The organism is Methylophilales bacterium, assembly GCA_019823025.1.
Taxonomy (GTDB): domain Bacteria; phylum Pseudomonadota; class Gammaproteobacteria; order Burkholderiales; family Methylophilaceae; genus BACL14.
In genome coordinates, this window is sequence record CP081940.1 from 1,226,522 (window position 1) to 1,238,815 (window position 12,294).

Annotated in this window: 13 protein-coding genes; all 13 read left to right on the plus strand. The window is 35.3% G+C overall.

Annotated features, from left to right (window positions below):
- Nucleotides 1-34 precede the first annotated feature (34 nt).
- Complete coding sequence (gene rpoE / locus K6112_06535) at nt 35-649, plus strand: RNA polymerase sigma factor RpoE (protein ID QZP18502.1); 615 nt, start codon at nt 35-37, stop codon at nt 647-649.
- Nucleotides 650-666: 17 nt separating this feature from the next.
- A complete protein-coding gene (locus tag K6112_06540) occupies nt 667-1,125 on the plus strand; it encodes a sigma-E factor negative regulatory protein (protein ID QZP17674.1) in 459 nt (152 codons plus the stop codon).
- On the plus strand, nt 1,126-2,070 hold the full coding sequence (locus K6112_06545; protein ID QZP17675.1) for a MucB/RseB C-terminal domain-containing protein: 945 nt from the start codon (nt 1,126-1,128) through the stop codon (nt 2,068-2,070). It begins immediately after the preceding gene.
- Between the two features lie 108 nt (nt 2,071-2,178).
- Nucleotides 2,179-3,531 carry a DegQ family serine endoprotease gene (locus tag K6112_06550; GenBank protein ID QZP17676.1) on the plus strand — a complete coding sequence of 451 codons (1,353 nt, stop codon included), beginning with the start codon at nt 2,179-2,181 and terminating at the stop codon, nt 3,529-3,531.
- Between the two features lie 91 nt (nt 3,532-3,622).
- Entirely contained in the window at nt 3,623-5,416 is a 1,794-nt protein-coding gene (gene lepA / locus K6112_06555) for a translation elongation factor 4 (GenBank protein QZP18503.1), read from the plus strand.
- Nucleotides 5,417-6,160 (plus strand): signal peptidase I, encoded by a 744-nt coding sequence (lepB, locus tag K6112_06560; GenBank protein QZP17677.1) that lies wholly within the window; start codon nt 5,417-5,419, stop codon nt 6,158-6,160.
- The gene (gene rnc, locus K6112_06565; protein ID QZP17678.1) at nt 6,161-6,856 is read left to right on the plus strand and encodes a ribonuclease III; all 696 of its coding nucleotides are present in this window, start codon (nt 6,161-6,163) and stop codon (nt 6,854-6,856) included. It begins immediately after the preceding gene.
- On the plus strand, nt 6,843-7,736 hold the full coding sequence (era, locus tag K6112_06570) for a GTPase Era (protein QZP17679.1): 894 nt from the start codon (nt 6,843-6,845) through the stop codon (nt 7,734-7,736). Before rnc ends, era begins: the two co-directional genes overlap by 14 nt.
- A 4-nt stretch (nt 7,737-7,740) precedes the next feature.
- Entirely contained in the window at nt 7,741-8,451 is a 711-nt protein-coding gene (gene recO, locus K6112_06575) for a DNA repair protein RecO (GenBank protein QZP17680.1), read from the plus strand.
- Nucleotides 8,452-8,461: 10 nt separating this feature from the next.
- Nucleotides 8,462-9,184 carry a pyridoxine 5'-phosphate synthase gene (locus tag K6112_06580; GenBank protein ID QZP17681.1) on the plus strand — a complete coding sequence of 241 codons (723 nt, stop codon included), beginning with the start codon at nt 8,462-8,464 and terminating at the stop codon, nt 9,182-9,184.
- The gene (acpS, locus tag K6112_06585; protein QZP17682.1) at nt 9,181-9,561 is read left to right on the plus strand and encodes a holo-ACP synthase; all 381 of its coding nucleotides are present in this window, start codon (nt 9,181-9,183) and stop codon (nt 9,559-9,561) included. Before K6112_06580 ends, acpS begins: the two co-directional genes overlap by 4 nt.
- The gene (locus tag K6112_06590) at nt 9,558-10,304 is read left to right on the plus strand and encodes a tRNA threonylcarbamoyladenosine dehydratase (protein ID QZP17683.1); all 747 of its coding nucleotides are present in this window, start codon (nt 9,558-9,560) and stop codon (nt 10,302-10,304) included. Before acpS ends, K6112_06590 begins: the two co-directional genes overlap by 4 nt.
- A 90-nt stretch (nt 10,305-10,394) precedes the next feature.
- The gene (htpG, locus tag K6112_06595) at nt 10,395-12,275 is read left to right on the plus strand and encodes a molecular chaperone HtpG (GenBank protein QZP17684.1); all 1,881 of its coding nucleotides are present in this window, start codon (nt 10,395-10,397) and stop codon (nt 12,273-12,275) included.
- Nucleotides 12,276-12,294: the final 19 nt, after the last annotated feature.

A 12,294-nucleotide genomic window follows, 5' to 3' on the forward strand; every position in this document is an offset into this window, starting at 1 on the left:
CAATAACTCGAATAATAAACTAGATAATTCGAAGATGGAAATCAAACCTGTAAATCCCGATAGAGCATTAGACCAAAAATTGGTTGAAAAGGCTCAAAAAGGTGACAAACAAGCTTTTAGTCTGTTGGTAGAGAAATACCAACTAAAATTATATCGCCTAATTTCAAGAATGGTTCGAGACCAATCTGAGATAGAAGACATTGTCCAAGATTCATTCATCAAGGCCTACCGAGCAATCGGAAATTTTAGAGGTGACAGTGCCTTTTACACATGGCTTTACAGAATTGGAATTAACACAGCGAAAAATCATTTAGTATCACTAGGTAAAAGACCTAAGGCGATGGACGCTAATGAAATTGAAGAAATGGAAAATTATGAGTCAATGTCTGAGTTAAGAGTTTCTGAAACTCCAGAGTCTACGATGATGTCAAACCAAATTGCTGACACAGTGAATGGTGCAATTCAAAATTTACCTGATGAATTAAGAGAAGCAATATCTTTGAGAGAAATCGACGGATTATGTTATGAAGAAATATCTGAACTTATGGACTGCCCAATTGGAACCGTTCGTTCAAGAATATTTAGAGCTCGTGAGACAATTGCAGAAAAACTTAAACCATTAATCGAAACAACCAACAAGCGTTGGTAAACTAAGGAATTATAGAAATGAACGAAAAAATTTCATCACTGTTTGACAGTGAAATCAATAATAAAGAAGTAGACACGCTACTCTCTAAGAAAAGTAAAATGGCAGGAGTGAGATCTTCGATGTCTGATTATCAATTAATCAGTGATGTTTTAAAGAAAAAAACAATCCTTCCAAAAAATAACTTAACTGACAAAATTATGACAGCTATCGATAAAGAACCTACTCAGATGGGTGGTCAAGTTAAGGCTAACTCATCAAGTACGGCAGTCATGTCCTTTGAAATCTTCCCTGTGTTAGCATCACTTGCTGTACTAGTTGTTATCGCTTCAACAGCATTTAATATTGAAGTAAATAGTACTTCTACCAATCAATTCCTAGCAAAAGAAGACATACCACAAGAAATTATTAACGCTCATCATGCAGCAACAGCTAACAACATGAATTACTTTATTCAAGTTGGTGACTCTGCTAAGTAGATGACATTTTTTAAAAAACTTCTTACTTTACTCTTCTTTGTTTTCCCTCTTCTGTCCTTCGCGATGGAAGACCCCTGGTTGATTCTTGAAAAATCAGCTAAAGCATCACAACAATTAAACTACGAGGGTGTATTTCATAGTCAATCATCTTCAGATTCAAATTCTACTCATGTGATTCATGCAAATATTGATAATAAAGAATATTGCTTACTTAAAATGCTTGATGGCGCTCCAAATGAAGTTTTTTGTTCTGGTGATATGGTTTATGTAACTAGCCAAGATGGATTGTTAATTAAAAAGAGAAAAAATCAATTTCTTTTTCCCTCGGTATTACCATCAGATATTAAACACCTCAAAAAGAACTATCTGTTATCTTTTGGAGAAAAGAAAAGAGTTGCAGATAGAATGGCGCAACATATTGAGCTAAAAGCGAAAGATAATTTAAGATTTAATTATCACATTTGGATTGATGATAAAAACCTATTGCCGTTGAAGCTTATTGTGACTAATAATAAAAATAAAACGATTGAGCAATCTACGTTCACAACCATTGCATTCAGGAAAGTCATTGATAAAGATATTTTTGAAAAAAATATCAATCTATCAAAGATTTATGTAGCTAAGAATAAATTTGTCGAGAATTATGTATCGAATAAATTTTGGAATTTAAAGGAGCTACCTTCAGGCTTCAAAGAAGTCGATTTAATTTCTAGAAGAGTCAACGGTTTAAATTTGCTTGACTATCAAATAATATTTTCAGATGGATTAGCTTATGTTTCTTTGTTCATAAGACCTATAACAAGAGGGACAGAACCTAAAGAAGGTACAGTCGAAATTGGGCCTACTAATATCAGTGCAAGGTATCAAGATGGTTACCAAATTATGTCGGTCGGCGTGGTCCCCCCCGAAACAGTCAACACCTTTAGTGGAGCACTAGAATTCTAAGGGTGATTGCAAAAAAAAGGGCACCCAATAATTTTAATTAACTATTAAAAGGATTCTATTTTGAAAATAAATTTTTTTAGCAAACTGGTTACTACTTTTTTATTTTTTATGAGTTTTTCATATGCTGTATCTCTGCCTGATTTTACGGTACTTGCAGAGCAACAAGGCAGCAAAGTAGTTAATATCAGCTCGATCAAGAATGCGGTAAACAGAGGAAACCAGCAGCTATCTCCTCAAGAAGAACATATGCAAGAATTTTTCAATCGTTTTGGTATACCAATGCCACCAGGTATGGGTCCAAATGACCAACAACAAAAACAAATGAGTGCTACGGGTTCAGGATTTATTTTAGAATCAGATGGATATATTATTACCAATGCCCACGTCGTAGGTGAGGCTGATTCTATTATCGTCAAGTTAGCTGACAAAAGAGAGTTTCAAGCAAAATTATTAGGGATTGATAGAAGAACAGACGTTGCTTTACTTAAAATTGATGCAAAAGATTTACCGGCGGTCAAACTTGGTAACCCCAAAAATATAAAAGTTGGTGAATGGGTAGCAGCTATTGGGTCTCCATTTGGTTTAGAAAATACGATGACTGTTGGTGTCGTGAGTGCGAAAGGAAGAGCGCTACCGCAACAAGAAAACTACGTCCCTTTTATACAAACTGATGTTGCTATCAATCCTGGAAACTCTGGTGGCCCTTTATTCAATACAAATGGTGAAGTTATTGGGATAAACTCACAAATTTATAGTCGTACCGGAGGCTACATGGGATTATCGTTCGCTATTCCCATCGATGTGGCAATGGATGTCGCAGATCAATTGAAAAATAATGGTAAGGTAGTTCGTGGTTGGTTGGGGATTGCTATTCAAGAAGTCACAGATGAACTAACAGAGGCATTAGGCTTAAAAGATAAAAGTGGTGCACTTGTTGCAGCAGTTAATAAAGGGGCTCCTGCAGGAAAAGCAGGTATTGAAGCAGGTGATGTGATTCTTAAATTTAATAATAAGGTGATTGAGACATCCTCTGATCTCCCAAAATATGTAAGGCTCACCAAACCTAACAATGTTGTGCCTGTTGAAATTTGGAGAAAAGGAAATATTAAAACGCTTAGAGTTAAGATTGGTGAAATGCCTGATGATAGAATGCAGGCCTCAAATAAAAAGACAATCAAAGAAAGCGCTAATAGAATAGGATTAGTGTTAAAAGAAGCCTCTGCTAAAGATAAAAAAATGCTTGATGGAAGGAATGGCCTGGTTGTAACGAAAGCTTCTGGCCCTGCTGTTTCATTACAGATAAGGGAAGGAGATATTATTTTGGCACTCAATAACACACCCGTAACTTCAGTGAGAGCATTTAATAGAGAAATAAATAAAACACCTAAAGGTAAAACGATAGCGTTACTTATTTATCGAAATGGAGATACATTGTTTGTTCCGGTAAAGGTCTTAAACTAAATAATAAATTTATTATTCGTTTTACAATCAGGTAAAATTACTTAAATTAAAGGCGCTATGCGCCTTTAATTTTTTTATGCTTTAAGTAAAAATTATGAAAAATATCAGAAACTTTTCAATCATTGCTCACATTGACCATGGCAAATCTACATTAGCAGATAGGATTATCCAATATTGTGGCGGTCTTGCAGATAGAGAAATGGAAGCTCAAGTCCTTGATTCAATGGATTTAGAAAGAGAGCGCGGGATTACTATAAAAGCACAGACAGTGACCCTTTCATATAAAGCCAAGGATGGTGAACTCTACGTTTTTAATTTAATTGATACACCGGGTCATGTTGATTTTACCTATGAGGTCAGTCGCTCGCTATCAGCATGTGAAGGGGGTGTATTAGTTGTTGATGCTTCTCAAGGCGTTGAGGCACAAACCGTGGCAAATTGTTATACGGCGCTTGATCAAAATGTGGAGGTTTTTCCTGTTCTAAATAAGATTGATTTGGCTTCAGCTGAGCCTGATCGAGTAAAAAAAGAAATTGAAGATGTTATTGGCATAGAGGCAGATGACGCTATTTTATGCTCAGCAAAAACCGGCCAAGGTATTGAGGATGTTTTAGAGACTGTCGTTCATAAAGTTCCTGCCCCTATTGGGGATATCAAAAAACCTTTGAAAGCGTTGATCATTGATGCATGGTTTGATAATTATGTTGGTGTCGTGATGCTAGTTCGTATTATTGATGGAGAAATAAAAGCTAAAGATAAAATTCACTTGATGGCCACTAAGGATGAATATGCATGTGAAAGTGTGGGCATTTTTACTCCTAAATCTATCGTGCAGGATTCACTGAGCGCAGGTGAAGTCGGGTTTGTAATTGCTGGAATAAAAGATTTAGAGAGCACAAAAGTTGGTGATACCATCACTTTGTCAAAAAATAAAGCCGATGAGGCATTACCTGGTTTTAAAGAAATTCAACCTCAAGTTTTTGCTGGTTTATATCCCATTGAATCAAATCAATTTGATGCTTTGAGAACCGCACTAGAGAAATTAAAACTGAATGATGCTTCTTTAAATTTTGAGCCTGAAAATTCAACGGCACTTGGTTTTGGCTTTAGATGCGGCTTTCTCGGTTTACTGCATATGGATATAATTCAAGAGAGATTAGAGCGTGAATATGAAATGGAGCTAATTACCACAGCACCAACAGTGGTATATGAGTTGTTGTTAAAAAATGATGAAGTTATTTCAGTTGAAAATCCATCCAGACTGCCTGATTTATCAACAATTGAAGAGATTAGGGAACCCATTATTAACCTTAACATTTTGTTGCCTCATGATTACGTAGGACCGGTCATGAAGTTAGTTAATGAAAAAAGAGGGATTCAAAAAAACATGCAGTATATGGGGCGACAGGTCATGATTACATATGAAATTCCCTTAAATGAAGTGGTGCTTGATTTTTTTGACAGATTAAAGTCAGTTTCAAGAGGTTATGCATCGATGGACTATGAGTTTATGGAATTTCGGGCAGCTGACCTGATAAAATTAGATATTATGGTTAATGGCGATAGGGTTGATGCCTTGTCATTAATTGTACATCGATCAAACAGCATTTCTAAAGGTCGCGAGTTGGCGAGTAAAATGAGAAGCTTGATACCAAGGCAAATGTTTGATGTAGCTATTCAATCTGCAATTGGAGCGAACATAATAGCAAGAGAGACAATTAAAGCCTTAAGAAAAAATGTGATTGCAAAATGTTATGGTGGTGATGTTTCTAGAAAAAGAAAACTCTTAGAGAAGCAAAAAGCAGGTAAGAAAAGAATGAAGCAGGTGGGTAATGTTGAGATACCACAGGAAGCTTTTTTAGCAATTTTACAGGTAGATGATTAAATGATTTTTGCACTTATATTAATGACAGTCACAGGCTTTACAGGTCTTATTTATCTTCTAGATGTCCTCTATTTTGCAAAAAAAAGAATAAAGGGACAGAAAGAATCAATCATCATTGAGTATTCCAAAAGCTTTTTCCCTGTGCTCTTGGCTGTATTTGTAATTCGATCTTTTATTGTAGAGCCCTTTAAAATTCCTTCAGGGTCAATGATGCCGACATTGGTTGCTGGTGATTTTATTGCGGTCAATAAGTTTAGTTATGGCGTTCGTTTTCCCGTTATTAATACTGTGCTGATTCCTAATGATATGCCTGAGAGAGGAGATGTGGTGGTATTTCATTACCCACGAGATACTTCCATTGATTATATTAAGCGGGTAGTTGGGCTTCCCGGAGATAATATTAAATATGAAAATAAGCAGTTATTTATCAACGATAAACTCGTTCCTCATATTTTTGAGAAAAATTATGAGTATATGATGAATGATAATTATAGGGTTCCAGCTAAAGAATTTTCGGAGACATTAGGTGAAGTGAAACATTCGATTCTTATTCATAATGTTGAGGGAGAGTCAGGAAGTTTTGTTGTCCCTGAAGGTAATTATTTTGTGATGGGTGATAATCGAGATAACTCCTCTGATAGCCGAGTTTGGGGATTTGTTTCTGAAGATTTATTGGTAGGAAAAGCCTTTATTATTTGGTTGAATTTATCAGAACCATCAAGGATTGGGGATACGATTAAGTAAATGGAAACAAAAGAACTTAAAATTCTTGAAAAATCTATTAAATATAAATTTAAAGATGACAATCTCTTAACGCTTGCGATGACGCATAGAAGCCATTCGGGGAAGAATAATGAGCGATTAGAGTTTTTGGGAGACAGTATTCTAAATTTTGTTGTGGCAGATCTTTTATTTAAAAAATTTAATGATTTGGATGAGGGTGATTTGAGCCGCTTAAGATCGCAGTTAGTAAAAGAGGAACCACTTTCTAAATTAGGAAACGAATTGAAGATTGGAGATTTTTTAAATTTAGGGGTTGGAGAGCTTAAAAGCTCAGGTTGGAGAAGGCCATCTATCCTAGCTGATGCCTTTGAAGCATTAATTGGCGCGATATTTATTGATGGTGGAATGAAATCTGCCTATAAATTCATTGAAGATTCATATGTCGAGCTAATTGAAAAAATTAACCCAAAAGAAATTTATAAGGACCCTAAGACGATACTCCAAGAGTTTTTACAAGCACAAAAAGTCCCTTTACCAAACTATGAAGTCATTAATGTAGAAGGCGAAGCCCATAATCAATTATTTACTGTCACATGTGTAGTTTCTAAATTTGATGTCAAGGTAGAGGGTGGGGGAAGAAGTAGAAAAATTGCAGAGCAAGAGGCAGCAAAAGAGGCAATGGCTACCATAGAGAAGAGCCTTTATGGCATTGTCTAAAAAAAACACTCGCTGCGGTACTATTGCTATTGTTGGTCAACCTAATGTCGGTAAATCAACGCTTCTAAATTATTTTGTAGGTTCGAAATTAAGCATTACCTCCAGAAAGGCACAAACCACTCGTTATCAGCTGGTAGGCATCTTTACAGACAAAGATACTCAATATATTTTTGTTGACACACCCGGTTATCAATTAAAGCATCTAAATCAAATGAATAAGAGCTTGAATAAATCAGTGAATCAAGCACTTAAAGACGTGGATTTAATTTTATTTTTGTCTGAGCCTAATGAGCTTGACGTAACTGATAAAAAAATATTGCAAATGATCCCCAATTCAACACCAATTTTATTAATTATTAATAAAATAGATTTAATTAAAGACAAATCTAAAATATTAGCCTTAATGAGTCAGGCAGATAAGTTAGATAAATTTGAAGAAATTGTTCCGACAAGCGTTAAGAAAAAAAATAATTTATTAGAGTTATTAGAGAGTGTTAAAAAATACCTTCCTCAGCAACCTTTTATCTATGATCAAGATGAGTTAACAGATAAAGGCGAGCGATTTTTGGCAGGAGAGATTGTTCGGGAAAAATTATTTCGCCTAACGGGTCAAGAGGTCCCATATTCAGTTGCTGTCGAGATAGAAAAATTTGAGCAAGAGGGAAATTTAAGAAGAATTTTTGCTGTCATTATCGTTGACCATGAGTCTTTAAAGCCAATGATTATTGGTAATAAAGGTGAGCGATTAAAAGAAATTTCTAAAAGTGCGCGCTTAGATATGGAGAAGCTTTTTGGTGGAAAGGTTTGGTTAGAAACTTGGGTTAAGGTTAAAACGGGTTGGGCAGATGATGTAAGAGCCCTGAAATCACTAGGGCTCTAATGGAATGGCTAAAGTAACCTCCCTGAAAGAAAATCAACAGGTCTATGTTTTACATACATACCCATTTAAAGAAACCAGTCTCATCGTTGAAATTTTTTCTAAAGAATTTGGAAGGGTCTCGCTAGTTGCAAAAGGAGCAAGGCGACCAAAGTCAGCATTAAGAGGGATGTTGCAGGCATTTCAAGCCTTGGAAGCTTCTTGGTCTGGTATTGGAGAATTAAAAACGCTGCATGGAATCGACTGGTGCGATCAATATCTTCCTATGGAAGGGAATTCTTTAATATGTGGTTTTTATTTAAACGAATTATTGCTTAGGTTGTTACCTAAGGAAGACAATTATGAGTCTTTGTTTAATTTTTATCACACCACCATGGAAAATCTGTCTCAAGGCTTAAACATAGGGGTTACTTTGAGAAGGTTTGAATTAAAACTACTCTTAGAATTAGGCTATGAAGTGGTCTTAAAAGCGGATGCAAACTCTAATGAAATTAAAGCAGATAAAACGTATTATTATGAAGCTGAACAAGGTGCGCTAGAAAAATTTAGAACAGAAAAAAGTATTAAAGTCATCGGGCAAACATTAATTGATATGGGAAATGACAATTTTGACTCTGCAACTACTGAGCTACAAAGTAAAAATTTAATGCGTTTTTTAATCAATTATTATTTGGGAGATAAACCATTAAACTCCAAACAACTATTTTTAAATATTTAGGAAAACTGAGATGGATCTAGGCGTTAATATTGATCATATAGCAACGATAAGACAAGCGAGAGGAACAAATTACCCATCAGTCCTCGATGCGGCCACCTTAGCCGAACAGGCGGGTGCAGATAGTATTACGTTGCATCTAAGAGAGGACCGGCGTCATATGCAGGACAAAGATCTCTATGAATTAAAACCCTTATTAAAAACTAAAATGAATTTAGAATTAGCACCCGTCCCAGAAATGCTAAAAATTGCGTTGGATGTTCACCCAGAGGATGTATGTTTGGTGCCTGAGAGAAGAGAGGAGAGGACTACTGAGGGAGGCTTGGATTTGATAAAAAAATTCCATGACATTAAAGAAATAAGCGATGACTTAACAAAAGCGGGTGTTCGGGTTTCTCTTTTCATTGCGCCTGAGATCGATCAAATTGATAAAGCGATTGAGATGAAAGTCCCAATCATTGAGTTACACACAGGTAATTACGCAGACTTTAAAGGTGAATTAAAAAATAAAGAGCTAAAAAAAATACAACAAGCAGTAGAATACGCAAAAAAATCTGGGCTTTTAGTTAATGCAGGTCATGGCCTTCATTATGAGAATGTACAAAATATTGCAAAAATTGATGGTATCCATGAATTAAATATTGGACATGCCATAGTAGCTAGGGCGTTATTTATTGGTTGGGAGAATGCTGTTGTTGAAATGAAAAAAATTATTAAAGAGAATGCACAGTCATGATTTATGGGGTTGGTACCGATGTCGTAGAGGTTTCAAGGATAGCAAAAGCTTTAGAAAGATTTGGAGATGATTTTGCCAAAAAAATATTAAGCCCTGAAGAGTTTTTAGTTTTTCAAAAAAATAATTTAAAAGAAAATTTTTTAGCTAAAAGGTTTGCTGCCAAAGAAGCCTTTGCAAAAGCATTAGGCACAGGTTTTAGAGGGGATGTTAATGTTAAATCCATTATTGTAATTAACAATGAACTTGGGCGTCCAGACATTAAGCTAAATGAAAATGTGGCACGCTTGCTCAAAGAGAAGAAAATCAAATCTTGTCATTTATCAATATCAGATGAAAAAAATATAGCAGTAGCATTTGTTGTTCTTGAGAGCGAATGATGGAAGTAGAAGTCGATTTGGAGAGAAGGTTTAGCGGCATTATACGACTTTATGGAGAAAAAAAATTTCGATTGATTCAGAATTGTCATATTTGTGTAGTAGGCATTGGCGGTGTAGGTTCATGGGTAGCCGAGTCTTTGGTAAGACACGGTGTTGGCAAAATAACGCTAATAGATATGGATCATATTGTTGAATCAAATATTAATCGCCAAATTCATGCTCTCGATAGCACGGATGGCGAATCAAAAATAAAGGCTATGAAGGATCGAATCATAGATATCAATCCAACCTGCGTGGTGGATTGTGTTGATGATTTTTTAGAAGAATCAAATATTGAAAGTCATATATCGAGTAAATTTGATTTTATTATTGATGCAATTGATCAATCGAGTGTAAAAACAAGTTTAGCTGAATACTGCCAATCAAAGAATTTATCCCTGATAATGGTGGGTGGTGCAGGGGGCAGAGTCGATCCTGCGAGAATAAAAATAGCTGATCTTTCTAAAACCTTCGGAGATCCATTATTAAGCAATATTCGAAAGCATTTTAATAAAAAAAATAAGCTATCAAAAAGTAAATACGAGATACCTACCATATTTTCTGATGAGCCTATTATCAAGTCTGATGCATGTGAAATTGATCAATCAGGAGGGGGTTTGAGTTGTGATGGATATGGCTCAAGCTTAAATATAACTGCCACAATGGCATTTTACGTCGTCGCTTATATCTTTTCAAAAATATAATCAGTTAAAAAAGTTGAAATAAATAAAACTGCCCCCATTAATAATAGCAATATTTAAATTAAATTTAATTCAATTAGGGATTTCAAGAAAATGACAAAACAGAAAGAGACTTTAAGTTTCCAGGCTGAGGTAAAACAACTTTTACAACTGATGATTCACTCTCTTTATAGCAATAAAGAGATTGCAATACGTGAATTAATTTCTAATGCGAGTGATGCAGCAGATAAGCTTAGATTTGAAGCATTAGAAAAAAATGATCTTTATGAAAAAGACTCTGAGCTTAAAATTTGGGTAGATTTTGATAAAGATAAAAAAACGATCACTATTTCAGATAATGGTATCGGTATGACTCGTGACGATATTGTAAAAAATATCGGGACTATTGCTAAATCAGGCACAAAGGAATTTTTAAAAAAACTATCAGGCGATCAAGCTAAGGATGCGAATCTGATTGGTCAGTTTGGTGTCGGTTTTTATTCAGCCTTTATTATTTCTGAGGAAGTCACCTTAGAATCAAGAAAAGCGGGTGCTAAAACTGGATCGAGATGGGTTTCAAAAGGAGATGGTGAGTTTAGCCTAGAATCTATTGATAAAAAATCAAGAGGCACATCTGTGATTTTAAGTCTTAAGAAAGACGCTGAAGAGTTTCTAGACGAATATAGACTTAAAGAAATTATAAAAAAATACTCAGATCACATCACATTGCCGATTGTAATGAAAAAATTTGAGTTTAAGGATGGAAAATCAATTCGAACAGAGGAAGATGAAGTTGTAAACGATGCTTCTGCTATTTGGGCGCGTAATAAAAAAGATATAAAACCAAAAGAGTACGAAGAGTTTTATAAAAATTTAACTTATGACCAAGAACCGCCATTATCAATATTTCATAACCGAGTTGAAGGTAATCAAGAGTATATTTCTCTATTATTTATTCCAAGTAAAGCACCTTTTGATCTTTACGATAGAGATAAAGCGCAAGGCGTAAAACTTTATGCAAAGCGTATTTTCATTATGGAAGCAAATGAGAAACTCATTCCTCAATATTTAAGATTTATGAAGGGCGTTATTGATAGCAGTGACTTACCACTCAACGTATCAAGAGAAATTCTGCAAGACAGTAAAGCCCTTGAAAGTATTCGATCGGGAACGGTTAAAAAAACACTCACCGCGCTTGAGGATATGGCTAAGAAAAAACCAGATGATTTTAAAAAGTTTTGGTCAGAATTCGGCCTTGTATTAAAAGAGGGACCTGCTGAAGATTTTGCAAATAGAGAAAAAATTGCGGGATTACTTAGATTTGCGAGTACTTTTGACGAATCTGACGCACAAAGTGTTAGCTTGGCAGATTACATAAGCAGAATGAAGCCTGAACAAGAGGTTATTTACTATATAACGGCTGATTCCTTCTTAGCAGCTAAAAATAGCCCTCATCTTGAAATATTTAAAAAGAAAAAAATTGAAGTTTTACTTCTTGGAGATAGGGTTGATGAGTGGTTGATGTCTAATTTACCGGAAGTAAGTGGTAAAAAATTTCAGTCTATTGCAAAGGGTGATCTTGATTTAGGAAAACTTGAAGATGAATCAGAGAAGGTAGCTAAGAAAGATATTGAGGAAAAATCTAAAACCTTGGTCGAAAAAATAGCTAAATCACTTGGGGATAAAATTAAGGAAGTAAAGGTAACGCACCGCTTAACAGATTCACCGGCTTGTTTAGTTGTTGGTGAAAATGACATCTCAGGCAATTTAGAGAGGATTTTGAAGGCGGCAGGACAAAACACACCGGATATTAAGCCTGTATTGGAAATCAATCCTGAGCATGCCCTAATTAAAAAACTCAGCGCTGAGAAAGATGGTAAGGCCTTTGATGAGTATTCATCAGTGGTATTTGACCAGGCTTTAATCTCAGAAGGTGGGCAATTAGAAGACCCAGTTGGGTTCGTAAAAAGGATTAATGAATTACTCGTAAAATAAATGTGAATTTAGGGCAGAT